The organism is Rothia sp. 27098_8_161, from assembly GCF_041432905.1.
GTDB lineage: Bacteria > Actinomycetota > Actinomycetes > Actinomycetales > Micrococcaceae > Rothia.
Genome location: NZ_JAPWAL010000007.1, coordinates 14,179 through 40,707 on the forward strand (window position 1 = coordinate 14,179; position 26,529 = coordinate 40,707).

Sequence of the window (26,529 nt, forward strand, 5' to 3'; positions counted from 1 at the left end):
GCATCCACAGGATACGGGGCCCACACGCTACCGAAGCAGCTACCTTTCCGGCTAACTACTTAGCCGGGAAGAAATTCAGCGGAGCAACCTCCAGCTCAGGGTAATTACGCTTCTGCCAACGGCGATTACGATGCGCATTCACCTCAATCAGCGCGGCACCCAGAGCACCGGCGCCCAGAGCTGTCCACAGCAGATGCGGAAGCACAGTAACGAACTGGTGGTACTCCACCAGAATCGGCACGAACAACGCCGCGAAGAACACCGCCAGCAACGCACCAAACAGCAGAACACGAGCACGGTTGAACGGACGAGCCACCGCAGCCAAGTTCCACAGACCCATCATCACCAGGGTAATGAACGAAGCCGTCTGAACCTGACGGATATCCTCAACACCCATGCCGCGAGCCGTGAACGTCACCGCCAACAGCATCGCAACCACAATAATCGAGTTCGGAACCGTGTAATTCAGCACGCGACGCAAGAAGCCTGGCACGTAACGGCGCGAATTCGGCAACAGAGTCAACGCGAAGGACGACGCACCCACAATCAAGAAGTCCGCAGTCGAGTACTGACGCGGCAAGAACGGGAAAGTCAAACCGAAAATACTGAACAGAACACCCAGAAGAATCGCGAAACCAGTCTTCGTCAAGAACAGGTTCGCCACCATCTCAATGTTCGTAATGACCTGACGGCCCTGCTCCAGCGCAGCCGGCAGAGACGAGAACTTACCGTCCAGAAGAACCAGACGAGAAACAGCCTTCGTCGCAGGAGCCGCGTTACCCATCGCAATACCCAAGCTTGCATGCTTAAGCGCCAGAGCGTCATTAATGCCGTCACCGGTCATCGCCACCACATGGCCGCGCTCCTTCAGAGCAATCACCATGTTCTTCTTCTGCTCGGGCGACACACGACCGAAAATATTGTGAGTAGCCGCAGCCTCAGCGAGCTCCGGACCGTCCTCAGGCAGAGTCGAAGCATCAACCGCACCCGCAGACGTATCCATGCCCGCAGTCTTCGCAGCCGCAGCCACAGTGAACGGATTATCACCCGAGAAGACCTTCAAAGTCACACCCTGACGGTGGAAATACTCCACAATCTCAGGCGCATCCGCACGCACATTCTCACGGAAAATCACGAACAGAACCGGGGCAGCATCCGACGGGATCTTCTGGATCGGCTCATCCTTCTCGTTGCGAACCACCGCAGAAGCATGCGCCAAAACCATCGTGCGCAGACCCAGCGCCGCCAGTTCGGCGGCACGCTCACGCTCAGCGGTGCCCTTGGCGAGAAGCGCCTCCGGAGCGCCCAGAAGCCACGCACCCGAATCCTTAAACTCAATCGCACTAAAACGCAGAGCCGAGGAGAACGGCACAATACCGCTCACCGACGCCGACGAAGCATCCGGGAAACCACCGGTCAGAGCCGCAGCGGTCGGGTTCGCGTTCTCATCGTGACCAAACCACGCCAGCGCCTCATTCCAGCCGGCAGGCAGAGAAGCACGCCAAGAAGTGTGCTCCGCCGAGTCAGCATCCGGGCCCTCAGCCTCAGCAACGGTGTCCAGCGGGCGCACCGAATCAAAAATCACGCCACCCTCAGTCAGGGTGCCGGTCTTATCGAAGCAGACCACATCCACACGAGCCAGAACCTCAACCGCAGGCTGTTCCTGCACCAGGATGTTGTGCTTACGACCCAGCGCCACAGCCGCCGCCGCAAACGCCAGAGTAGTCATCAGCGCCAGACCCTGCGGAATCATCGAAGCAACCGAGGACACCACAGCAATAGAAACCTGCTCCCACAGGTGGTTCTGCTGCACGGTCTCCAGGCCACCAGCCGCCTGAATCTGACCCCACGACACCACAGGAATAATGACCGCAAGGCCCACCGTAATCCAGCGGACCACACGGTTCAGCGCATCACGCAGCTCGGACTGAATACGTGAGAACTGGCGCGCCTCATCAGAAATCTTGCTTGCACGAGAATTAGCACCCACATGAGAGAGCAGGACGCGGCCAGTACCACCCAGCACACTCGACGCCGACAGCACCATATCGCCGGGGCGCTTAGCAATCGGGTCGTTCTCACCGGTCAGCAGAGACTCATCCAGCTCCAAAGAATCGGAGGTGAGCACAATAGCATCCGCGGGAACCTGATCGCCGCGCTTGAGGATGACAACGTCACCCTCAACCAGCTGCTCCATCGGAACTTCAACGCTCTTACCGTCACGCACGGCAGTAGCGGGGGAGCGGTCCAGCAGGGAGATGCGGTCCAGCTCAAGCTTCGCCTTGTACTCCTGCACAAAACCAATCACCACGTTAGCGATAACAGCCGCCAGGAAGAGCAGATCAGCCCAACGCTGGTACATGATCACCACGGCACCACAGGCACCCAACACAAAGTTGAAGACCGTGAACAGGTGCGCACGCATAATGCTCCACAGCGTGCGAGAAGACTTAGTGTTCTGGGTATTGACCCTACCCTCAGCAGTCAGGCGAGCAACATCATTGCTACTCAAACCGTGCTGGGCAATATCGAAAGATCCGCTATGCGGTGTTTCAGAATATTCGGGAATGTAGCCGGCAACAGCAGGCGCTGCCGTTTTCTGCTGAGGATCCATGCAGGGGTCTCTTTCTCGAATGGATGGAATGCTGAACTGAATAGAGTTCAGTATTGCGGACACTACCTTTCAGTGTATCTGTGCAGAAGGGGATAAAGATAATCTCCGCCCTGTTAATGAGCTTGATATTTACAGCCATTCCGGGACGGAGATTTAATATATGCGAATACTGGCATATTTTGAGGTAGAAAGTGTTTGTGGGACGGTTCGCTAACGCCCCATAGAATCAGCACACCAGCAGAATCAGCGCTCCGGCAGAATCAACAAACGATTCGTCACCGGATGCCTCAACACCTCAATCGGATGCTGATATACCTCAGACAACAACTCCGCCGAACATACCTGCTCAGGGGCGCCCGAAGCAACCACCTCACCACCACGCAACAACACCATACGGTCAGAATACGCAGCCGCCACGTCCAGGTCATGAAGCACTGTCAGCACCGCAGCGCCCTCAGCAGCTAACTCGCGGCTCACTCGCAATGTCTGTTCCTGATGCGTAATGTCCAGCGCCGCAGTCGGCTCATCCAAAAGAATCAGCGGAGTCTGCTGAGCAAACACACGCGCCAAATGCGCACGACCACTCTCACCACCGGACAGAGTCGTAATATCGCGATCCGACAAATGAGTCACGGACGTACGCTCCATCATCGAAGCAACCACGGCGTCATCCTCTTCAGCGTGCTCCGTACCCTTCCACGGGGTACGGCCCATCTGAACCACCTCATGCACCGTGTATGAAAACGCCACATTCAACTTCTGCAGCAGCATCGCACGCTGACGCGCCATCTGACGGGCATGAATCGAACCCAAAGGGGTGCCATCCAGCAGAATCTCACCGCTACTGGGCGCAATATCACCAGCAATCACACCCAGCAGAGTCGACTTACCGGCACCATTAGGACCAATCAGCGAAACAACCTCGCCCGCAGAAACCGACAGGGACACATCATTCAGAATCTGACGCCCACCAGCGCTAAAACACACACCGGACAGGCTCAACAACTCACTCACGAAGCACCTCCGCTTTGGCCCAGGGAACGACGCAACAACACGAAGAACGTTGGGCCGCCCACCAAAGCCGTAAAAATACCAATCGGCAAATCAGCAAAAGGTACCAGCGTACGTGCACCCAAATCAGACAGCGCAATCAACAGGGCACCACCCAACGCCGAAGCCGGCAACAACACACGATTCGACGGACCCAAAATCATGCGCAACAGGTGAGGAATAATCAGACCAATAAACGCAATAATGCCCGCATACGCCACCGCGGCACCCGTCAACAAAGCCGTCGCCGCAATAGACACCGCACGTAGACGCTCCACGTTCACGCCCGAATGCTGCGCCGCACGCTCACCCAATGCCAAAACATCCAGCGAAGAAGCCATCACAAAACACGCCACCAAGCCAATCAGAATAACCGGCCACACGCTCGCCACAGCCTTCCACGTGGAGCCGTTCAGCGAACCCATCTGCCAGAACACAATCTGATCGCGGCTCGTCGTATCAGCAATAAACATGAGGAACGCAATAATCGCATTCGCCACCGCAGTCACCGCAATACCCGTCAAAATCATCGACAGAACCTTCGCACGGCCCGAAGAACGCGACAGGAAATACACCAGTGCAGTAACCGCCAACGCACCCACAAACGCGAATGCAGGAGTCGTAAAAATACCGAAGAACTGCAGGTTCAACACAATCGACAAACACGCGCCAACCGCCGCGCCCGAGGAAACACCAATCACGCCCGGCTCAGCCAACGGGTTACCAAACACCGACTGCATCACCGCGCCGGAAGTACCCAAAGCGGCACCCACCAGCACGCCTAACAGCACACGTGGGAAACGGATATTCCACAGAGTGCTATCCGCCAGCTGCATCGCCGGGTTCTCCGGTGCAAGACCCAGACGGCGGCCAACAGAAGCAACCACCTGATCAATCGGGATATTGTACTGGCCCAAACCCGCAGACAACACCATCACAGCGCACAGCGCCACCGCCAAAAACGTAAACGTCAGACCGGCACGACGCCGACGCGAAGCACGATAATCCCGCGTACCCGCCGCACTCTTCATAGCAGCCACTACTGGGCTCCTGCAGGAGTGGAGTACGCAGCCTTAGCCAGCGAGAGTAACACCGCTGGAGTATTCGGGCCATAGGACAGAATTTGGCCGTCACCCATATCGATAATGCGCTTATTCTTACCGGCATTCGTCTCACCCACACCCGGGCGAGCCAAGAAACCATCCAAACCACCGGTGGACTTAATGCCGCCGCTCATTGTCAGAATCACGTCCGGGTTCAGCTTCACCAGCGCCTCACTGGTTGCCGGAATAATATTCGTCGCGTTCTGCTCAGATGCCACATCCTTGCCGCCAATAGCCTGAATCAAATCATCAGCGCCCGAACCCTTGCCGAGCACAAAGAACACACCAGCGGTACCGCGCACGTACAGGAACGCGAACGACACCTGTTGCTCACCCTTCGGGGCAACGTCCTTGAGCACCTGCAGGGCGTAATCCAGGTCATTCTGCACGCGGGTAGCAACCTGCTCGCCCGCTTCTGGAACACCCAGCGCCTGCGCAACAGCCTTGAGCTGCGGAATGATTTTATCCATACGACGCTCATGGTCGAAGACCACGACAGTCACACCCGCCGCGCGCAGCTGATCTACAACCTCAATCGGGCCGTTACTCTTATCCCACAGCACCAGGTTCGGGGAGGTCGCCAGAATCGCCTCAGCGTTCAGGTCGTGACCGTTCTGAGTCACCAGCGGCAGATGAGCCAGCGACTGCTCAGTCGAGGAGGTGACACGACCGACCAGACGACCGCCCAGACCCAGCGCAATCATCTGCTGAGCCAGAGTGCCGTATAGGTCCAGCGCCAGCACACGGTCAGCGGACTTAACGGTCACCTCAGTGCCGTTGAAATCCTTGAACGTTACCGGGAAAGCCGGAGTGGGGGTATCGACCATCGGCTGAATTTCGGGGGTGTCCGCGGCGCTATTGGGGCCGCGCAGAGCCTTCTGATCAGGGGCAATAGAAGAACGCAACTGATCCGCCAGGTTCTCCAAAACGGTGCGGGTGCTCTGCTCATCCACCACAGCCTGCGAAGCACTTGAAGAAGCAGCCGGGTTCTGAGTACCCACACCGCAAGAGCTCAGCAGAAACGCGGAAGTGATAGAGAACGCCGCATACTTCATTGCATCGCGGCGGTTCAGGGCAGAAGAGGAAAGGGAAGAAAACATCGTCGTCTCTCAGAAAAAGGGGAGCTAGAAAAACTGGGGTGGGCGCCGGGGCAAAACCTGGCACCTGAAGCGGGGGTGCAGTGAAAATCTGCACCCCCGCAGGACCGTGTCGGCTCACCGGCGAACCTCATAGTTGAGTCTCACAGGCGAGCCGATAGTGTGGGCGTCCTCGTGAGGTGCCGTTATGCCTTCTTGCGGCGGCGAGTGTACACGACGGTACCCGCACCAGCTGCAACAGCGATGAAACCTGCAACCAGGGTGCCCTCAACACCGGATGCACCGGTGGAAGCCAGAGGCTTGCCGGTGACCGGGTCGCAACCCTCACCCTCGTAGACAGTCTCGGTCACGGTCTTGGTGGTGGTCTTCGCGCTGTTAACCGCTGCGGAGAAACTCAGCGGGGCCATGTCCTTACCGGCATCGTAGAAGCCAGCGAACGCCTTCGCACCCTCAGCGGTCAGGGCGGTTGCCGCACCGTTGACGCTAACAGCCTCAGCGGAGCTCTGCAGACCCCAAAGATCCACCTTCAGCAGTGCCACCTCACCGTAGTTAGTTGCCTTGCCGGAGGGATCATTGCTGGTCATGGTCGCGTAGAGAGTGCCGGAATTGCCGTTAATCTCAAGGCGCGGGTTCGCAATGGTGGTATCCAGAATGCCGTGGTGACCGGTGAAACGAACCGAACCGCTGAAGGAGATAGAACCCTTACCGCCATTGAAGGTGCCGGTACCGTTAGACCAGTTGAACGCCTCCGAAGAGTAGGAGGTGCCGTTCAGCTCCCAGCTACCGTTTGCAATGCCGCCGCGCAGGTAGTTGCGGAAGGAATCACGCACGCCCCAGCCAAGGTTTGCGCTCTTAATGGTGCCGTCGGATGCGCCCTGCTCCTGCACCTCGCGGGTGCGGGTGACGGGTACGCAGACCGGCTGTGCCGGGTTGTTACTAACAGAACCGTTCGAGGAAGAACCGCCGTTAGAAACGCTGCCGGAGGCGCCTGCCGAACCGTTAGAACCGGAGCCGTTAGCGCCGGAGTTCGAGGAGCCCTCGTTAGAAGAGCCGTTCTCAGAACCCTTGTTATCGGAGGTGCCGCTCTCGGAGGACTTGTTCTCAGAGATGCGGGGAACCTCAACGGTGTTCTCTGCGATCTGCTCGCTGAGCTTTACGGAGAAATTCAGCGGTGCCATGGCGTTGTCGGCACCGCGGTACTGGCCCGCGAAGAGCACATCGGAACCTTCATCGGTGAGGGTGACTGCCGCGTTCTGCGCCGAGAAGAAGCCGTCCTTCACGCTCGCGCCGGAGAGGTCCACCTCAGCGATAGCCAGACCGGTCTTGGAAATGGACTTGCCGTCGCGGGTCAGTGCGTCTACGTCAGCGACCAGGGTGCCCTTACCGTTGACGACGACCAGACGCATGTTCTTGATGATGGTCTTGAGCTGACCGTTGTGGCCGGTGAACTCTGCGATGCCCGCGAAGTTGATCTGGCCGGTCTTGGTCTCGGGGTTGTACACGCCAGATGCCTGAGTGTACTTGAAGCCGCCAGCCGCGGTCTTCTCCATGCCCTCAACGTTCACGGAGCCGTGTGCGAAGCCGGTCAGGTACTTCAGGAAGGACTCACGGATATCCCAGCTGAGGGTGCCGGACTCGACGACGTTGCCGGTGACCTTTTCTTCACGCTTGGGCTCGGTGGTTGCGGCGGGGGAGGAAGGTGCCGTGGGGGAGGGCTCAGCGCTCGGTGCTGCAGAGGTGGGCTCTGCGGGCTTGGGTGCCTCGCTGGTCGGTGCAGAGGTGGGCTTGTTGCTGGGCTCAGCGGACGGCTCGCTGCTGGGCTCAGCGGACGGCTCATTGCTGGGCTCAGGGCTCGGCGCGGGTGCTTCCTTGGTCACGATGGTTGCGGAGAAGCCGAGTGCATCCAGCTCCTGACCTGCCCTGTAGAAGCCCGCGAAGGCGCCGGTTGCCTCTTCGGCAAGCTTGACGCGGGTGCCGTTTTCCTCGTCAACGCTGGGCAGGGTGATGGTGTTACCCTCAACCTTCAGACCGGAAGCGTTGAAAGTGCCAATGGTCATATTCTTGGTTTCGACCAGGTCGTTCGGGGTGGTGTTGCCGTTGTAGGGGCGCGACTGAACGTTGGCTCGCACGGTGCCCACGCCGTCCTTAATGGTGACGGAGAGGTCGGAGATGATGACTTCCAGCAGACCGTGGTGTGCGGTGTAGTGAATCGAGGAGCCGGTGAAGGTGACGGAGTATTCGCCGTTGGCTACGGTGCCTTCGGCGGAGGTGAAGTGGTAGGAGCCGTCTTCGTTGGTGGTGACGCCGGTCAGTTTCTGGGAGCCCTGGGAGAAAGCGCCGTTGATGTAGGAGCGGAAGGACTTCTTCAGACCCCAGTTGACGGTGACGTCCTGCAGGCTCTGCTCTGAGGCTGCGGTTACCTCACCGGCGCTGATGTGGGAGTTGGTTTCAGCTGCGAAGGCCGCGGGTACGCCAGCGACGCCGCTGAGGCCGATGGTTGCTGAAGCCAAGAACGCCCAAGTGCGCTTGGTGAGAGAGGGGGTAGACATTCGGTGTCTCCTTGAATTTTGCGATTGTGGTGTTCGTATCAAGTCTAGCCTTATTAGCCTATATTTGTGTAACTTAATGCCTAGGATGACTTGCGCCTGAGGTAAACCTTAGCAAAAGTTTTTGAAAACTATTGCCAAAACCGGTTTTTGGTGACAATATGTCAGTAGCATGTTTGGTGACATTGTGTCACTAAAGCATTTATTGTTCACCCACAAGCTACTTTAGGAACTCACAATGACCGTGACCGCCCCCGAAACCACCCAGGAACGCTTCTCCTCACGCCTGAAGGAAAGCACCAAGCACGTCCATGACAACGCCGAACACTCCACCTTCATGGAAGACCTCATGGGCGGCTCCCTCAACACCGAGGCATACCTGCGTCTCGTCAACCAGTACGTGCACATCTACGAAGCACTCGAAGCAGTATCCGAACACTACCGCGCAGAACCCAACCCCATCACCGAACCCTTCACCCACCCCGGCCTCGACCGCGCAGAATACATCCGCGCAGACATCCGCGCACTCGGCCAGGACGGCGACATCGACGCGCCCCTACCCGCAACTGCAGAATACGTAGAGCGCATCCGCGCCACCGTCAACTCCCCCGAACGCTACCTCGCACACCACTACCTGCGCTACCTCGGCGACCTCTCCGGTGGCCAGGCAGTCGCAGCGCTGGTCACCCGGCACTACGGCATCCCAGCCGAAGCACTGAGCATGTACCGCTTCACCGAACTGCCCAAGCCCAAGGTCTTCAAGGACGGCTACCGAGAACTGCTCGACAACGCACCCCTGACCGACGAACAGCGCGAAGCTCTCATCGAAGAATGCGTCGAAGGCTTCCGCATCAACGCTTCCCTGTTCGCGCAGCTGGGCCGCAAGGTCGCCGAGGCATAAACCTGAACGCCTAAACGTCCAACGCACAAGCCTGCGGGCGTAATAAAAGGGGCGGATGCTTTCACAAGCATCCGCCCCTTTCGGCGTTAGTCTCAAACTAGCCGAAGACTAGCCCTTCGCAACCTCACCGAAGTAAGAAGCGAGAGTACCCTCGTGAGCTGCACGCAGCTCATCCAGGTCAATAGAAACCTCATCCTGGAAGTCCAGAGCGTTCGACTTAGCATCCACCACACCAATACGTGCGAAGGGGAACTGGCGAGCAGTGCACATATCCTTGAAGCGCACCTCCTCAGAACGCGGAACCGAAACCACAACGCGGCCCAGGGACTCAGAGAACAGCATGGTGAACAGGTCCACGCCGTCACGCTCAGCAACCTCACCCAGACCAATGCGGGCACCGGTGTTGAAACGCAGGCAAGCCTCCGACAGAGCCGCAGCCAGACCACCAGCAGACACGTCGTGTGCGGCATCAATCATGCCGTCACGAGACATATTCACCAGCATGTCACCCAGCTGACGTTCCAGAGCCAGATCAACCTTCGGCGGCTGACCGCCCAGGTGACCCTTGAAACGAGCCCACTCGGAGCCGTCCAGCTCATCCCGAGTAGTACCCAGCAGGTAGATAGCCTGACCGTCATGCTCCGGAGCCCAACCCGAAGGGGTGCGGCGAGTGACGTCATCCATCACACCCATCATCGCCACCACGGGGGTCGGGTTAATAGCCTTGCCACCGGTCTGGTTGTACAGGGACACGTTACCACCGGTCACCGGAACACCCAGCTCCATGCAGCCATCAGCGAGGCCGCGAACAGCCTCAGCGAACTGCCACATGACGTCCGGATCCTCGGGAGAGCCGAAGTTCAGGCAGTCAGACACAGCCACGGGGCGTGCACCAACGGTCGCAACGTTACGGTACGCCTCAGCTAAGGACGCGCGAGCACCCTCGTACGGATCCAGGTAGGTGAAACGCGGGGAGGCGTCGGTCGCCAGAGCAACACCGAGGTTGGTGTTCTCGTCCACGCGCACCACGCCGCCATCGTCCGGCATGGACAGGGCGGTGTTGCCCTGAACGTAGCGGTCGTACTGGTTGGTAATCCAGGACTTGGAGCACATGTTCGGGGACGCCATGAACGCCTTGATTGCCTCGCCCAGCTCCTCACCGCGCGGGCGGGAATCGTCAGCAGGCGAACCGGTGAAGTGGTTAGCCTGCAGGTCATCCTGCCACTCGGGGCGTGCGTAAGGACGCTCGTAGGTGGGGCCGTCGTGTGCAACGGTGCGGGGGTCAACATCCACGATGACCTCGCCGTCCCACTCGATGACCAGGCGACCAGAATCGGTGACCTCACCGAGGAAGGAGTACTCCACGCCCCACTTATTCATGATCGCTTCGAAGCGCTCCACGTTCTCGGGAGAGACAACAGCCATCATGCGCTCCTGAGACTCAGACATCAGAATCTCACCTGGAGTCAGAGTGGGGTCACGCAGCAGAACCTTGGTAAGGTCGACGTGCATGCCGCCCTCACCGTTAGAAGCCAGCTCGCTGGTTGCGCAGGAAATACCCGCAGCACCCAGGTCCTGAATACCCTCAACCACGGAGCCCTTGAACAGCTCCAGGCAGCACTCAATCAGAACCTTCTCAGCGAAGGGGTCGCCCACCTGAACAGCAGGACGCTTCGAAGGCTTGGTGTCATCGAACGACTCAGAAGCCAGCACCGACGCGCCGCCGATGCCGTCGCCACCGGTGCGTGCACCGAACAGAACAACCTTGTTGCCCACGCCCGATGCGTTCGCCAGGCGGATGTCCTCGTGGCGCATAATGCCCACAGCCAGTGCGTTGACCAGCGGGTTTGCCTGGTAGCAGGCATCGAACTCAACCTCGCCGCCGATGTTCGGCAGGCCCAGGGAGTTACCGTAACCACCAATACCGGCAACCACGCCGCCAATAACGCGGGCGGTGTCCGGGTGATCAATCGCGCCGAAACGCAGCGGATCCATCACAGCAATCGGGCGTGCACCCATGGAAATAATGTCACGCACAATACCGCCCACACCGGTAGCAGCACCCTGGTAAGGCTCCACATACGACGGGTGGTTGTGGGACTCAATCTTGAAGGTAACAGCCCAGCCGTCACCAATGTTGGTCACACCGGCGTTCTCGCCGATACCGACCATCAGGTCCTTCTTCATCTCATCAGTGACCTTCGCACCGAACTGCTTCAGATGAACCTTAGAAGATTTGTAAGAGCAGTGCTCGGACCACATGACCGAGTACATCGCCAGCTCAGCCGCGGTAGGACGGCGACCAAGAATCTCCTTAATATCCTCGAACTCGTTCTCCTTCAGGCCCAGCTCAGCCCAGGGGAGTTCAGTGTCCGGGGTTGCCGCCGCGTGCTCGACGGTGTCGAGGTTAAACTGCTTTTCGCTCATAACTTCTTAGAATCCTTGTCGTGCGTTAGCGGGCGTTAATCAGGTTGGCAAGAACCGAGGTGAATACGCCGAGACCATCGGCGCCACCGCGCAGAGAAACCTCACCAAAACCGGAAGAGGAAGGACCGAAGCCAGGCTCCACAGCGTGCTCCGGGTGCGGCATCAGACCGACCACGTTACCGCGCTCATTGCTGATGCCAGCAATGTCGTTACGGGAACCGTTCGGGTTGAAACCAACGTAGCGGAACACCACGCGGCCCTCAGCCTCCAGCGCTTCCAGAGTCTTCGGGTCAGCAACATACTGACCGTCCTGGTTCTTCAGAGGAACAACAATCTCCTGGCCAGCAGCGTAGTTGCTCGTCCAGGAGGTGGAGTTATTCTCAATGCGCAGAACCTGGTCACGGCAAATGAACTTGCGGTGATCGTTCTTAATCATCGAACCGGGCAGCAGGTGAGACTCAGTCAGAATCTGGAAACCATTGCAAATACCCAGAACAGGCAGGGGAGCAGAACCGGAGGTACCAGCAGCGTTAGCGGCATCAATCACCGAATGCATCACGGGAGCCTTCGCAGCAATAGCGCCGGCACGCAGGTAGTCACCATAGGAGAAACCGCCAGGAATAATGACGGCATCAACGTTCTTCAAATCAGCGTCGTCGTGCCACAGCTCGACAACAGTACCGCCAGCCAGGCGGACAGCACGCGCAGCGTCACGGTCATCCAGGGTGCCGGGGAAAGTCACCACGCCAACGCGCGCATCGGCGAAAGCGGGGTTCGGAGAATAAGTAGAAAAGTCGCCAACCAGGGGGACTTCAGTAGGTGCGAGGGACTCAGCCATAGGTCTTAGTCCTCCAGAACCGAAACGTTCACAACGTCTTCGATGACAGGGTTCGACAGCAACTCTTCAGCAGCCTTACGGGCAGCTGCGAGGTGCTCCTCAGTAGCCTCACCCTCGACGGTCAGCTCGAAGCGCTTACCCTGGCGAACATCCACGAAGGAATCGACGCCGATACGGGGAAGCTCGTGAGAAATAGCCTTACCCTGCGGGTCAAGAATTTCGGGCTTGAGCATAACATCAACAACAATACGGGCCATGTGTGGGCACTCCTTGGGTGCGTGGGTTCTGTATGAGCCGTATCTCATTCTACCCCAGTGAAGCAAAAAGTGAGATGGCGAGACCTACCAATGAACAAATGAGCGACCCATCACCTGTCTTTTTCTCATGCACTGGGCCAGCAGCAGAGCCTTAGAAACCCATCCGCGAGTAGTTCCCGACAAACCGGTGAACACCGGCCGCTAATCACCCAACGGGGGTAGATACTGCTCGCACACCCTCAGTAGGCGCTCACGCAGCTCAATCGAATACTCCGAGAGCTCACGCTGAATCCGCACGTACTCAGCCTTACCCTCGGTCGTCTCCACCGGAATCGGTTCGTACCCCCAGTCACGAATATCGTAGGGGGCCGCGCGCATATCCAGTTCGCGCGCATCCCACGCCAGGTCGAAACAATCCATGACCAGGGTCGAATCAACCAGCGGCAACAGTTTATATGCCCACTTGTACACGTCCATATTCGCGTGTAGGCACGCCGGCTGCTCCAAAAAACGCTGGGACTCGCGGGTCGGCTGCAGCTCGTTCATGGGTGCGGCCTGCGGCATAAAGAAACGGAACGCATCAAAGTGGGAGCAACGGATGCGGTGCTTCTCCACCACACGGTCCGTGCCCTCCGCACCCAGGCGCAACTGCAGGTAGTCGTGGCGGATATTGTTCTCCACTGACTTGTATGCCATCGCCCACTCGTGCATGCCAAAGCAGCCGAACTGCCCCTTCTTCGCCACGGTATTGCGCAGAATTTCATGAGTAAAAGCAAGAGCGGTAGCGCGGCGTTCCACAAAATCGGTGACGTCCACGGTGACGGCGGAGGCGGCCTCTGCCTGGGTGCGCGCCACCTCGGGAGTGCAGCCAGCGTCAAGGAGCTCCTGTTCGGTTGCGGGCCGGTAAAAACGCCAGGAGGCGCGCTCGGGCGCATCCAGCAGGATGATGCCGGCGCCGGGGTGCCAGCGCTTAAACTGGCCGGGCTTGAGCGTGTAGTAGGTGAAGAGGAAGTCCTCCACGGGGTGCGCCTCGTGGCGGGCGCGACGCTGCGCAAACGGGTCAGCGTAGCGGCCGGCACGCGCCTCATGCGCTGACTGGGCGGCACGCCATTCGCGGGCATCCATCACCTGGGAAAGTACAACACTACTCATGCTTCTAGCCTAAACTATGCATAAAAATACGACGAAGGGGCGGTGCCGAGAAAACCCGGCACCGCCCCTCCCGAAGCGTACAGCTCACAAACGAGCCCTAGCGGCCAGTACCACCGTAAACAGTAGCCTCGCCCTCAGTGTCCAAGCCGAACGCAGTGTGCACCGCGCGCACAGCCTCATCCAGCTTGCTCAGCTCAGTAATCACAGAAATACGAATCTCAGAAGTCGAAATCATGTCAATGTTCACACCAGCAGAAGACAGTGCGTCAAAGAAAGTGAACGAAACGCCCGGGCTAGTCTTCATACCCGCGCCAACCAGCGACAGCTTACCAACCGACTCGTTGTAAATAACCTCCTGGAAGCCCAGCTCAGCCTGCGCAGCCTTCAGCGCCTTCAGCGCAGCATCGCCCTGAGCCTGATCCAGAGTGAAGGAAATATCGGTCACGTTCGGGCGGTCAGTCGGCACGTTCTGAACAATCATGTCCAGGTTAACCTTCGCCTCGTTGATCAGGCCGAACACCTTAGCTGCCGAACCGGGAATGTCCGGAACGCCAACAACGGTAATCTTCGCCTGGCTACGATCGTGTGCAACACCAGAAATCAGGGGCTGTTCCAAGGGAATCTCCTTCAGATGGGTGGGGGTCAGTTCCGCGGAGTCCTCCGGGATCACAATGGTGCCTTCAAGGTTCGAGAACGAAGAACGCACATGAAGCTTCAAATTAAAACGGCGAGCATACTCGACACAGCGCAGGTGCAGAATCTTCGCACCATTTGCCGCCATCTCCAGCATCTCTTCACTGGTGACGGTATCCAGCTTATGCGCGGTCGGAACGATGCGCGGATCGGCAGTAAACACACCGTCCACATCGGAGTAAATTTCGCACACGTCAGCGTTCAGTGCAGCAGCCAGAGCAACAGCGGTCGTATCAGAACCGCCACGGCCCAGAGTCGTAATATCGCCGCTCTGACGGTTCATACCCTGGAAACCAGCAACAATCGCAATATTGCCGGCGTCAATCGACTCGCGGATACGCTCCGGCTTGACCTCTACCAGACGCGCAGAACCGTGCACGCCGTCGGTAATCATGCCAGCCTGAGAACCAGTGAAAGACTGGGCCTTAGCACCCAGGTCGTTAATTGCCATCGACAGGATTGCGGTCGAAATGCGTTCACCGGCAGTCAGCAGCATGTCCAGCTCACGGGAAGGAGTGACATTGCTGGTGACCTCTGCGGCAAGGTCGAGCAGCTCATCGGTGGTGTCACCCATAGCGGACACCACGACGACTACATCGTTACCTGCCTTCTGAGTGTCCACGACGCGGCGGGCAACACGTTTGATACCCTCCGCATCCGCTACGGAGGAACCGCCGAACTTTTGGACGATCAGGCTCATTGATATCTCCAGGTCAGTTACTTGTGTGCTACCGGCAGACGCCGGCCTCTCGTTTATAGTAGACGGCGTTCAGCACAAGCGGCGAACTGTGCACCCGTATGTATTGTCCCGTGAAATATTACGTAGTATTACGCGGTAGTGATGCGGAATGTGGAGGTGGGTGCGGCAAGCCCGCGAGGCGAGTTTTTATGTCCACGGGTTCACGTAAGTGACACCCGGCAGCGGCGGAACATCCGGCTTCGGGGTACGCAACGGGGCGTTCTGAATCGAGCGGATCTTCTCTTCATAGTCGGGGGTGCGGAACACCTCCGGCGCATTTTCTGCCTGCTCGGCTACGGGTGCTTCGGCGGGTTCGGAGGCGGTACTCGCTGGGGCGTCCTTGCCGGAGTCTTCGCCCAGATCAGGGGTGGCTTCTGCGGTGGTTTCAGTATTAGCAGAATCGGCGGGTGAGACCTCCTCGCCGGATTCCTTGTCGCCGAATTCCTCAGCCTCCTGCAGAACCTGCTTAATCAGCTGCTCCTCCACCGTGCCCTGCACACCCTCAGCCGCCTCCATGCGGGAACCGGCAGAATCCTCAGAATCCAGGTCATCAAACATGCTCGAATTCCAGCGGCGACGACTCTGCTTCGCCTCCTGAGCCTGAACCTGAGCCGCCTGCTCACGCTCCTGTTCCTCCTCGCGGTTCACGCGCTCAAAGTCCTCGGCAGCAGTATGAGCCACCGCTGTGCCCTCGCTAATAACGCGGCGGCCCTCCAACGCGCGGCCTAGGGTAATCTCGTCCGCGTACTCCAGATCGCCGCCGACCGGCAGACCCGACGCCAGACGCGATAGGCGCACACCCAGAGGCACAAGCATGCGCGAGAGGTAGGTTGCGGTTGCCTCACCCTCAAGGTTCGGATCCATCGCCAGAATAATCTCCTGAATGCGCTCATCCGCCAGGCGGGACACCAGCTCACGAATACGCAGCTGTTCCGGGCCCACACCCGCCAGCGGGTTAATGGTACCGCCCAGCACATGGTAGCGGCCGGTAAAAGAACGGGTGCGCTCAATCGCCACCACATCCTTTGATTCTTCGACCACACACAACACGGACGGGTCGCGGCGCTCATCACGACAGATGGTGCACAGCTTCGTCTCGGAAACATTGCCGCACTCTTCGCAGAAGCTCACACTGGTCTTCACCGTGGAAATGGCGTTGGCTAGGCGCGCCATATCGGCAGCATCCGCATTCAGAATGTGAAAAGCGATGCGCTGAGCCGACTTGGGGCCCACACCCGGCAGGCGGCCGAGCTCGTCAATGAGGTTTTGAACTGCTCCCTCGTACATGGCTTCTCCTTCAGATGTGGTGTGTCGTGCTGGTGTGTTGTTCTTGGGCGACGTTATGAGTATGCACCCAACCCCCGACAGTTTAGGGGCGTTTCGCGTAGCGAGTATGCGGGTGGAATGAGTGCGCCCGCCATCGGTGCGATGGCGGGCGCGGCACCTACGACCCCGTGTTAGGGCTGGTGCAGGGGGCGTTCGTCAATGACGGTGCCCCCAATAATTTTTTCGATAGCGCGCAAACCGATAAAGGCGCTGTTTTCGAGCTTCTCGTCATCCTCAGAGACGTAGTCTTCATCGGATGCGGCGTGTGGCGGGCGAGCCGGTCCCGCCGGTGCGTTAGGAGTCGGCACGGTAGGTGCGTTAGAAGCTGGCGCTGCGGGCTTCTCATCGCTTGCTGGAGTATTATCAGCCGCAGTCGTCTGCGGTGCCTCTGCCAACGGACCTGCCGCAGCAAGGGGGTCTGCTGAGGCAACCGGAGTAGCGAGTGGACCAGCCGGTGCTGCAGGCGTAGCAGGCATTACAGGCGCTGCGGGCATCGCGGGTGCCTCAACCGGTTCAGTGTAGGCAGGCTCATCCTCAAAGGTGGGCTCCTCCTCATACGGAGGTTCCTCCAGGTGAGGGGGCTCCTGCGAGAACGGAGACTCCTGCTCACCCTGGGGATTTGGGGCATGCTGGGGTTCAGCAGCGCTCTCCTGCTGCGGAACCCCACTACCGGAGGCTGCAAAGGAATCACGTTCACCAAAACCGCCCGCCGGAGCAACCGGAACCTGCTGGGCTACTGGGGACTCAGGTGCAAGCGGACCAGCCGGTGCCTGCGGGGCAACCGGGGCAGCCTGCTGAGGTGCCTCCTCGGGGGCGCTCTGCGGAATCGTGGCAACCTCCCATGCACCCAGGGGCGCATCCACGCTTGTAGACTCGGGGGTGTTTGCACCGGTCAGCGGCTGACCGTGGCGACGCCACGCATCCTCACCGCCGCGCAGACCATCAGCCAGTGGCGCCGGCTGCGCGGACTGCGGGGGAGTCTGCTGAACGGACGGCTGAGACGCCTGCGGGGCGACAGCCACCGGAACTGCAGGCTGCGTTGCGGCAGCACTGGGGGCTGTGGACTGAGCTACAGGGGCAGACTGAACTGCAGGCCTGGCCTGCTCACCGGGCTTCGCCACCTGAGCGTGAATGGTCACCTGACGGCGCAGGAACTCACTCACGCGGGCGGTCAGCTCGGGTACAAAGCCCTTAACCGCACGCAAAGTCGCAATGTCGGCGCTCACGTACAGGGTCGCGTCGTCCATCCGGGCGGGACGCACCTTCATCAGCTGCTCCGCCGCACCCGGAATGCTCATTCGGTTAAGGATGGCACGCCAATTACCCTGAACAGCCGCCAGCGGATCGTTCGGGTTAAGCTTCAAAGGCGCGGAGGGGGTACCCGACGCAGTGGCATCAGCTGCAGCAGAAGTCGGGGCATTCGGAGCCTCCGGAGCATGAGGTGCTGCAGGGGTTTTACCCGCCAGGGGAGCACCAACCTGAGGTGCAGGGGCCTGCACGGTCCGTGCCAGAGGTGCAGTGCTAAGGGGCGCGCCCGCCAGCGGGGGAGCACCGGCGCTAGCCTGCTGAGAACCGCTCTGTTGAGGGGGTACCTGCTGGGAAGTAAGCTGATGCACGGGCTGAGCCGGCTCCTGAACCGCTTCCTGAATCGGGGTGCTAGGAACCTGCGCATTAGGAGTCTGAGTCTTAGGCGCCAGGCCAGCTGCCGCCATACCTGCCGCACGAGCAACAGACATGCCACCCTGCGCCGGAACTGAACCAGCAGAACCAGAAGCCACGCGACGCTCCAACACCTGCAGTCGAGAAGCCAATGCCGCAACCTCAGTGCCACCGGCAGAATTCTCCACCGCAGGCAGAAGCAGACGAGCACACAGCAACTCCAGCTGAAGCTGCGGATTCGCCGCACCTGTCATACCATTCAAAGTCTCATGTGCCGTACCCGCAGCAACCGTCAGCTCACGCTCACCCAGAGCCTGAGCCTGCTGAGCCAAACGCTCCAACTGATCTTGCGGAATACCCTGCAAGATCTGACCGGCAGCCTGCGGAACAGCCTTCACCACAATCAAATCACGTAGACGCTCGAGTAAATCCTCCACAAAACGGCGAGGATCCTGACCAGTCGCCACCACACGAGAAACCGCACCAAAGAGAGTCGGCGCATCCTTCGCACCCAACGCCTCAATAACCTCATCCAGAAGCTGTGCGTGGGTATAACCCAGCAGTGCTACCGCACGGTCATACTCAATACCGCTCTGCGAAGACGCACCAGCCATCAGCTGATCAAGAATCGACAGCGAATCACGCACCGAACCGCCACCAGCACGAATCACCAGCTGCAGCACACCCGGCTCTACAGCCACCTGCTCTTGGTCGCACAGACCCTGAAGGAATGGCAGAAGAACCTCCGGCGGAACCAAACGGAACGGGTAATGGTGAGTACGCGAACGAATAGTACCCAGCACCTTATTCGGCTCAGTCGTCGCGAAGATAAACTTCACGTGCTCCGGCGGCTCCTCTACGATCTTTAGTAGCGCATTGAAACCCTCACGGGTCACCATATGCGCCTCATCAATAATGAAGATTTTGTAACGGTCACGCACCGGCGCCAAAGTAGCGCGCTCACGCAGGTCACGGGCATGATCCACACCGCCGTGGCTCGCCGCGTCCATCTCAATCACATCAAGGGAACCGCCACCATCACGCGAGAGCTCACGGCACGAATCACACACACCACACGGAGTAGGAGTCGGACCCTGCGCACAGTTCAAACAACGCGCCAAAATACGCGCCGACGTGGTCTTACCGCAACCACGCGGACCCGAGAACAGGTACGCGTGATTTACACGGTTCTTCTCCAGGGCGACCATAAGAGGTTCGGTCACGTGCTCCTGCCCGATAACCTCAGCAAAGGTCTCGGGACGATAACGACGATAAAGGGCAGTGCTCACGGCAACCTCTTCAACTCGGGGGTGCGGATAGGACAATCCATACCATTTTAGACGTTTTACCCCCAGCCCGAGTGGCCGACAGTCACCAGCGAACACATCACACCACCACCCCGGATGCTCGCCCGGGTGATATGTATGCCCACAGAAATACCGCAGACACGCCGAATTCCCAAGAACCCAAAAATCCGGTACACTGGTTCTTGCCTCTTACGTGGCGTTATCTTGGAAAACTCCCCCAGGACCGGAAGGTAGCAAGGGTATTCGAGCTATGACGGGTGCGTAGGAGGTTTTTTCATACCCAAAATTAGGCACCTGGATAGTTTGCACCCGTCATATGCACTGCGTGCCCGCTCCGCTGGCGCTCCGCGGCTTCGGATCCGGATTTGTTCTTCGCTCGCTCAGAATCCGAATCCTCAGCGGTTGCGTAGGAGGTTTTTCATGCCCAAAATCAGGCACCTGGATAGTTTGCACCCGTCATATGCACTGCGTGCCCGCTCCGCTGGCGCTCCGCCCAAAAGCAGGGGCACCAGCATTCACAAGTGTGCTTTCTGTTACTTTTCCTATCCAGGACTTGCGCGTTTTGCAAAAGCGTAGTAAAGTTTTATTCGTTGCCTACGCAATGCGTAGAAAACATAGCTGGAGGATTCGCCTAGCGGCCTATGGCGCACGCCTGGAACGCGTGTTGGGTTAACAGCCCTCGGGGGTTCAAATCCCCCATCCTCCGCCACCGATCCCCGGTCTTAGATTCTAAGACCGGGGATTTTTTACGCCCCTTGGTACTATTTCTTCAGAACCCCACGGTTGCACGTGCCGCCGAGGCTCCCCATACCTGTAGAAAGCACCACTATGATTTTCAAAAAAGTAGGCGACAGTCGCCCCTACCCCCAGCATGGCATGACCCACGCCGACTGGGGAGGAATCCCGCCGCAGCAGGTGCGCCTCGACACCCTCATCACCACCCAAAAAACCCTCAACCTCGAGACCCTACTTGCCGCAGACTCCACCTTCTACGGCGACCTCTTCCCGCACGTGGTCAAATGGGGCGGCGAACTCTACCTCGAAGACGGCGTGCACCGCGCACTGCGTAACGCCCTGCACCGCCGTGCCGTCATGTACGCGCGCGTACTAGACCTGGACTCCATCTCCCCGGCACTATTGTCCAGCGCATAAAAACCCACCCGAATACAGAAAATGCCGCGGACCAATACAAAGAAGCATTAGGTCCGCGGCATTATATGTAGCTATTCAGCCCGCTAAACCCTTAGGAAGCAACCTTCAGGTTTACCTCCTGCACAGGCGATTGCTCTGGCAGGGACTCCTGAGAATCCAAGCGAACTGGGGCACCCTGAGCATCAAAACGGGCACCCAAACCCATCTGAATAAAACGAATTGTGCTCAGAATCTGGCGTTCACGAGTCTCCTCATCCGGCGCGTCCTCCGCACGGCCCGCACTTGAGGAGAGGGAACCGTGCACGAGCATCGCCAGTTCACGAATATCGTTCTTCGGAATGTAGTTCTCAGCAATGGCGGCAGAAAGAATATGCGCCAACACCATCTGCAGCTCGTGCACGTGCTTGCCGAGCTTCGCATAGGACTCGAGGGAAAGCATGGAACGCATCGCCGGGCCCGGAGGCAGGTGACGGCGCGCCAAATCGTTGATCTGCAGGCGAACGTAGACCGCGAGCTGGTCAATCGGGTTCTCGATACCATCCAGGCCGACGCGCAGCTCGTTGAGGAAGCGTTCAGTCTCGTCCAGGGCGTAGGCGACCAGCAGTTCGCCCATGTCAGCGAAGTAGTTGTAGACCGCGGTGCGACCGATACCGGCGTTCTTGGCGACGTCGGTCATGGTCAGGCCGGGCAGGCCGCGGGTGTAGAGGATCTCGCCGAAGGAGTCGAGAATGGCACGCTTGGTGTTCTCACGCTGGGCGGCGTTGGTTGCTGCAGAGATACGAGGCATAGTGACACTCTACCCCAAACCGTCAGTAAATGACGAATTGATTAAATGTGTCACCAAGAAATTTGCGCGCGCCGCATAGTCAAAAAAACGGATGCAGACGCGGAATATGCGCATTCAGCTGCCGCTGGTTACGGTGCCGCCACCTCCGCGCTCGCCGTATAGAGCCCCGAACCAAGCGGCGCACCGAGGCGCGTAAAGTACGCCCAGCCCCCAGTGGGGACGCCACCTGCCCGGTATGGTGAGCACCGGTACGGTGAACTCCGCTGTGACGAAATCTGCGGCTCAGACTCTTCATACCTCCATTGTGTAGGTGTGAGGGTTCCGCCTCCGCCGGGATAAGGCGGTTCCGCAAGCACCCCACACCGGGTAGCCGGGCGCATATAGCGTCCACACTCTTGAACGAAGCCCATAAACCTGCCGCCGGCACGGCATATATGTACTATTAGATAGGCTCGGGTGGCAGACGAGCTGGTGAACCCTGCCCTGCATTGCAGGCTTACCACCACGCGTGAAGGCTCGTACCTTACGTGAAGAAACACATCGCATGAAGAAAGACTTGGGGAAAGTAATGGCTAAACCCGTTAGCGAATCTAAGGCTCAGGCGAGCACCGTTACGGTGCCCTGGGCTGGTCGCCGCGGCTACTTTGATCTGCTGCTGGGCGCATCCTGTGTCATCCTAATCATCTCGAATATTGGTGCAACCAAGGGTGTGGAGTTCGGTCCGCTACCCTTCGAACTGCCTCTGATTGGTTCGACCATTGTCACCGATGGTGGTTTCTTTCTCTTCCCGCTCGCTTACGTGATTGGCGACCTTCTTTCTGAGGTGTACGGCTTCAAGCGTGCCCGCCGCGCGATTGTGGCGTCCTTCAGCTCGGCTGCTTTTGCTGCCCTATGCTTCTTGCTGATCGTGCACCTGCCCGCTGCGAGCTTCTACACCGGCCAGGAGGCATTCGCGCAGGTTCTTGGCCCGGTCTGGCAGATTTTTGCGGGCTCTCTGCTCGGTTACCTCTTCGGTCAGACCCTGAACGCCTGGGTCATGGTGGCAATGAAGAAGGCATGCAAAGGCCGTTTCCTGTGGCTACGCATGATTGTCTCCACCCTGGTTGGTGAGCTACTCGACACCCTCATCTTCTGCTCCATCGCGGCACCGGTGCTCGGCATCGATACCGCGGAAGCATTTATCAACTACGTACTGATTGGCTATATCTACAAGTGCCTGGTCGAGGTGCTCCTCATGCCGATCAGCTACCCGATTATTGGTTGGTTCAAGCGTCACGAACTCGAGTACGTGGCGTAAGCTAACCTCCTTATAGCTGATGTGCAGAGCCGCCCGGCCTAATGCCTGGGCGGCGTTGCCATTTCAGCTTTATTCAATACACAGCATGTCTAAGAAAGAGATACGTTATGTCTAAACTGCAGGGGAATACCCCCGAGCAGTCGGAGAAGAACGACTCATTGAATCGTTCCCTCTCCCACGGCCAGTTGACCATGATTGCAATGGGCTTGGCGCTGGGTACAGGCCTGTTCCTGGGGTCCTCCTCAGCCATTAAAATTGCGGGCCCCGGTGCAATCGTCTCTTACGCTATTGGTGCGATGATTGCGGCAACCATTGCTGCGTGTGCGGGTGAAATGTCTGTGCGTCACCCCGTCCAGGGCGGTTTCGGCACCATTGCGAGCCGATACCTGAACCCCTTTAGCGGCTATCTGACTCGCTGGGCATATTGGGCATGCACCGTGCCGCTGGCTGGTGCTGAGCTGGTGGCGGTTGGCCACTATATGGCGTACTGGTTCCCGGATGTTCCCCTGGCCGTATTCGTCGTTCTCTTCGGGGCAATTATTCTGGTGCTGAACCTGGTGAGCGTGAAGTCCTTCGGTGCCCTGGAGTTCATGCTCTCTTCGATCAAGGTTTCTGCCGTCATCGTGTTTATGGTGATTGGTGTACTGCTGGTGTTCGTGGGCCTGCCCGGCCACGCCGCGGCGGGTACCGCAAACCTCGTGAATGACGGTGGCTTCCTGCCCAACGGCCCGGCCTCCATCTGGATTTCGATGGCTGTTGTCATGTTCTCCTTCGGTGGTGTGGAAATGATTTCTCTCTCGGCAGCGGAGGCGAAAGACCCAGCACGCTCGGTGGCAACCAGCGTGAAGGCTATGATTTGGCGCCTGTCCACCTTCTACGTGGTGTCTATGGCAATTATTCTGTGCCTGGTGCCTTGGCAGACCGCCGCACAGAACTCGGCGCTGACCGAGTCGCCGTTCGTGCTCGTCTTCTCTGAACTGGGTATCCCCTTCGCGGCGGACATCATGAACTTTGTGGTACTCGTTGCTGCGCTCTCTGGCGCTAACGCCTCCCTGTACGCGGCAACTCGCCTGTTGCACGCCCTGGGCTCTGACCGTATGGCTCCTGCAGTGGCTGCACGCACCTCCTCGCGCGGCGTGCCGGTGGTGGCTCTGCTCATCTCCTTCACCGGTGTTGTCGTAGCGACCGTGATGGCTGTTGCCAAGATTGGCGATATCTTTGCGCTGCTCATGGCGCTGGTGACCCTGTGCATCCTGGTTGTGTGGGTCATGATTCTGCTGACCTACCAGGCGTACAAGAAGGATCAGAAGGACGCTTCCTCCTTCACCGTGCTGGGTGGCCGCGTCACCGCAGGTCTGGCTCTGGCGGGTGTTCTGGCAACCCTGGCGGCAATGTTCATGCTGCCCGGCTCGGGCGTTCAGGAATCCATCATGGTCGGTATCGTTTTCTTTGTGCTGATTTCTATTGGCTACACCATCTCCTCGAAGGTTCAGGGCGGTTATGAGCGCCCCGATTTGGACGCTATGCACGCCGACGAGGACACCAGCGCGGCGCAGCATTAAATTAAATAGCGTGAAAGCCTCGCGAGGCTAAAACATAAAAGACACCGGATGGGGGAGTACCCCCCCCGTTCGGTGCCTTTCGCTTGTGTGCTCTAGACGGTGACGTTCTGAGCGATGGGAGTGTGCCCGTAGAATAGTTAACTATTCGTACCCGTCAACGAGACTAGAAGCTGCAGAAGTCGGGTGCGAGCACACATTGCACATCACGCCCCTTAAGGCGTACTGACGGAAGGCACCTTCGTGTCCCACAACGACGATACCCGCAGCCACGCTGCAGCGGGGACCGCCGGATCACGCACCCTGAAGCGTTCTCTGTCCCACGGACAGATGACCATGATCGTGATGGGTTCTGCGCTCGGTACGGGCCTCTTCTTGGGATCGGGCACCGCCATTGCGATGGCTGGTCCTGCGGTCATTCTCACCTACGCTATTGGTTCTGCGCTTGCTTCGGTGATTGGTGCGGCAACCGGTGAAATGGCGGTTCGCTACCCTGTCCGTGGCGGTTTCGGTACTATTGCTACGCGCTACTTGGGCCCCTTCGCGGGCTTTTTGACTCGCATTGCCTACTGGACGGCGACTGTTCTGATTGCCGGTGTTGAGCTAGTATCGGTGGCTACCTACCTGAATTATTGGTGGCCGCAGTTGCCGCTGTGGGCTGGTATTGCTGTGTTTGGCGTGGCGCTGATTGTGCTGAACCTGACGAGTGTGAAGTCTTTTGGGATGCTGGAGTTTTTCCTCTCGTCCATTAAGGTCATTTCGATTGTTGCCTTCCTGCTGGTGGGCCTGTGCCTGATTTTCTTCGGTCTGCCCGGTCACGCTGCGGTGGGTACCGCGAACCTCTTCAACGACGGCGGTTTTATGCCGAATGGCCCCCAGTCGGTGTGGCTGTCGCTGGCTGTTGTGATGTTCTCCTTCGGTGGTATTGAGATGATCTCGATCTCCGCTGCGGAAGCGAAGGATCCTTCTCGTTCGGTGCGTTCCGCAGCGAAGGCGATGATGATCCGACTGGCAACCTTCTACGTATTGGCAGTTCTGATTGTTGTGGCTGTTATTCCCTGGCGTTCGGCGTCCGGTCTGGGCGATGCGGTGGAAGCTTCCCCGTTTGTTCTGGTCTTTGAGCAGCTGGGTGTGCACGGTGTGGCGCACTTTGTGAACTTTGTGGTGCTGATTGCGGCGCTGTCGAGTGCGAATGCGAACCTGTACGCGGGTGCGCGTCTGATGCACTCGTTGGCGGCTGACGGCATGGCGCCTCGTCAGCTGGCTCAGGTGAACCGTGCTGGCGTTCCGGCTCGTTCGGTATGGCTGTCAACCAGCGGTATGGTGATTGCTATTCTGCTGGCTCTGTACAGCCCAAAGGAAGCGTTCCTCTCCATGATTTTTGTGATTATGGTGTGCGCGCTGACCGTGTGGGTTCTGATTCTTTTCGCTTACATCGTGTACAAGCGTGTTGAGCCAGTAACTGATGGTTTCCGCCTGTGGGGTGGCCAGTTCACCGCGGCGCTCGGTGTTCTGCTGCTCTTCGCGGTGTGGATTGCGCTCTTCATGGTGCGTGGTTCCATGGTTCCGGCGATCGTGGGCGTGGGGTATTTTGTGGTGCTGAGCCTGCTGTACTTCGCTCGTATTCGCCACACTCACGTGATTGATGAGCAGACCTTCGTGGAGGCTCAGCAGGCAACTGCCGAGTACGACGCCATGAAGTATGACGCTGATTATGCTCTGGAGACTGCGGCAAAGCTGGGCCGTTAAGGTTCTGTAGCTGCCGGGAAGGCTTGTGTTGGGGACTGCTGAGACTCCAAGAAGGAAATAAACGAAAAATACGGCAAATCTCTGGAATTGCTCGTAATAAAACCGTAAAAACGCTGTTGGCCCTCAGAGCGGGTCTATCATAGACAGTGAACCGTATGATCTTGTATGCGTTCAAATGTCTGTGTGTTGGATGAGGCTCGAAAGCATCGTAGCTTTCGAGCCTCATCGCTTTAACCCACCAAATATATTTCTAGTACCCGAATTATCATCAGCTGA

Annotated in this window: 18 protein-coding genes, 1 tRNA gene and 1 other RNA gene; 7 read left to right on the plus strand and 13 right to left on the minus strand. The window is 58.5% G+C overall.

Annotated features, from left to right (window positions below):
* Window positions 1-55: 55 nt before the first annotated feature.
* From O3648_RS04055 to O3648_RS04075, 5 genes are all read right to left on the minus strand, one after another.
* Entirely contained in the window at window positions 56-2,614 is a 2,559-nt protein-coding gene (locus tag O3648_RS04055; protein ID WP_371568604.1) for an HAD-IC family P-type ATPase, read from the minus strand.
* A 243-nt stretch (window positions 2,615-2,857) separates the two neighbouring features.
* Entirely contained in the window at window positions 2,858-3,628 is a 771-nt protein-coding gene (locus O3648_RS04060; protein WP_371568607.1) for a heme ABC transporter ATP-binding protein, read from the minus strand.
* Window positions 3,625-4,704, minus strand: a complete 1,080-nt coding sequence (locus O3648_RS04065; RefSeq protein WP_371568610.1) for a FecCD family ABC transporter permease — start codon at window positions 4,702-4,704, stop codon at window positions 3,625-3,627. The genes O3648_RS04060 and O3648_RS04065 overlap by 4 nt, the downstream gene beginning before the upstream one ends.
* On the minus strand, window positions 4,704-5,867 hold the full coding sequence (locus tag O3648_RS04070) for a hemin ABC transporter substrate-binding protein (RefSeq protein WP_371568612.1): 1,164 nt from the start codon (window positions 5,865-5,867) through the stop codon (window positions 4,704-4,706). Before O3648_RS04070 ends, O3648_RS04065 begins: the two co-directional genes overlap by 1 nt.
* 182 nt (window positions 5,868-6,049) lie before the next feature.
* Entirely contained in the window at window positions 6,050-8,413 is a 2,364-nt protein-coding gene (locus tag O3648_RS04075; protein ID WP_371568615.1) for an HtaA domain-containing protein, read from the minus strand.
* Window positions 8,414-8,648: 235 nt separating this feature from the next.
* Here O3648_RS04075 and O3648_RS04080 point away from each other — a divergent pair, with 235 nt between their 5' ends.
* Window positions 8,649-9,311 carry a heme oxygenase (biliverdin-producing) gene (locus O3648_RS04080; protein WP_371568616.1) on the plus strand — a complete coding sequence of 221 codons (663 nt, stop codon included), beginning with the start codon at window positions 8,649-8,651 and terminating at the stop codon, window positions 9,309-9,311.
* 108 nt (window positions 9,312-9,419) lie between these two features.
* Here O3648_RS04080 and purL read toward each other — a convergent pair whose 3' ends face one another.
* The 7 genes from purL to O3648_RS04115 all read right to left on the minus strand — a co-directional run bounded on the left by purL (window position 9,420) and on the right by O3648_RS04115 (window position 19,691).
* Window positions 9,420-11,738 (minus strand): phosphoribosylformylglycinamidine synthase subunit PurL, encoded by a 2,319-nt coding sequence (gene purL / locus O3648_RS04085; RefSeq protein ID WP_279755017.1) that lies wholly within the window; start codon window positions 11,736-11,738, stop codon window positions 9,420-9,422.
* A 25-nt stretch (window positions 11,739-11,763) separates the two neighbouring features.
* Complete coding sequence (gene purQ / locus O3648_RS04090) at window positions 11,764-12,576, minus strand: phosphoribosylformylglycinamidine synthase subunit PurQ (RefSeq protein WP_279741396.1); 813 nt, start codon at window positions 12,574-12,576, stop codon at window positions 11,764-11,766.
* 5 nt (window positions 12,577-12,581) lie between these two features.
* A complete protein-coding gene (gene purS / locus O3648_RS04095; protein WP_005507194.1) occupies window positions 12,582-12,833 on the minus strand; it encodes a phosphoribosylformylglycinamidine synthase subunit PurS in 252 nt (83 codons plus the stop codon).
* A gap of 201 nt (window positions 12,834-13,034) precedes the next feature.
* Entirely contained in the window at window positions 13,035-13,985 is a 951-nt protein-coding gene (locus tag O3648_RS04100; RefSeq protein WP_371568620.1) for a 3-methyladenine DNA glycosylase, read from the minus strand.
* Window positions 13,986-14,082: 97 nt separating this feature from the next.
* Window positions 14,083-15,378, minus strand: coding sequence for an aspartate kinase (locus O3648_RS04105; RefSeq protein WP_371568622.1), 1,296 nt, complete (start codon window positions 15,376-15,378; stop codon window positions 14,083-14,085).
* 186 nt (window positions 15,379-15,564) lie between these two features.
* Window positions 15,565-16,704, minus strand: a complete 1,140-nt coding sequence (gene recR, locus O3648_RS04110; RefSeq protein WP_371568624.1) for a recombination mediator RecR — start codon at window positions 16,702-16,704, stop codon at window positions 15,565-15,567.
* A gap of 170 nt (window positions 16,705-16,874) precedes the next feature.
* Window positions 16,875-19,691: a DNA polymerase III subunit gamma and tau gene (locus tag O3648_RS04115; RefSeq protein WP_371568626.1), complete on the minus strand. Its 2,817-nt coding sequence runs from the start codon at window positions 19,689-19,691 to the stop codon at window positions 16,875-16,877.
* Between the two features lie 198 nt (window positions 19,692-19,889).
* Between O3648_RS04115 and ffs the strand changes: the two genes are divergently transcribed.
* The 3 genes from ffs to O3648_RS04130 all read left to right on the plus strand — a co-directional run bounded on the left by ffs (window position 19,890) and on the right by O3648_RS04130 (window position 20,861).
* Window positions 19,890-19,986: signal recognition particle sRNA small type (gene ffs / locus O3648_RS04120), an RNA gene on the plus strand.
* A gap of 343 nt (window positions 19,987-20,329) precedes the next feature.
* A tRNA-Ser gene (locus O3648_RS04125) sits at window positions 20,330-20,418 on the plus strand.
* Between the two features lie 119 nt (window positions 20,419-20,537).
* Window positions 20,538-20,861: a type II toxin-antitoxin system VapB family antitoxin gene (locus O3648_RS04130; RefSeq protein ID WP_279789757.1), complete on the plus strand. Its 324-nt coding sequence runs from the start codon at window positions 20,538-20,540 to the stop codon at window positions 20,859-20,861.
* A 91-nt stretch (window positions 20,862-20,952) separates the two neighbouring features.
* Here O3648_RS04130 and O3648_RS04135 read toward each other — a convergent pair whose 3' ends face one another.
* The gene (locus O3648_RS04135; RefSeq protein WP_371568629.1) at window positions 20,953-21,648 is read right to left on the minus strand and encodes a TetR/AcrR family transcriptional regulator; all 696 of its coding nucleotides are present in this window, start codon (window positions 21,646-21,648) and stop codon (window positions 20,953-20,955) included.
* A gap of 568 nt (window positions 21,649-22,216) precedes the next feature.
* On the opposite strand from O3648_RS04135, the gene O3648_RS04140 reads away from it, so the two are divergent.
* From O3648_RS04140 to O3648_RS04150, 3 genes are all read left to right on the plus strand, one after another.
* On the plus strand, window positions 22,217-22,945 hold the full coding sequence (locus O3648_RS04140) for a queuosine precursor transporter (protein WP_279755161.1): 729 nt from the start codon (window positions 22,217-22,219) through the stop codon (window positions 22,943-22,945).
* A 107-nt stretch (window positions 22,946-23,052) separates the two neighbouring features.
* Window positions 23,053-24,507: an amino acid permease gene (locus O3648_RS04145; RefSeq protein WP_279742211.1), complete on the plus strand. Its 1,455-nt coding sequence runs from the start codon at window positions 23,053-23,055 to the stop codon at window positions 24,505-24,507.
* 240 nt (window positions 24,508-24,747) lie between these two features.
* Window positions 24,748-26,253, plus strand: a complete 1,506-nt coding sequence (locus tag O3648_RS04150; protein ID WP_371568633.1) for an amino acid permease — start codon at window positions 24,748-24,750, stop codon at window positions 26,251-26,253.
* Window positions 26,254-26,529: the final 276 nt, after the last annotated feature.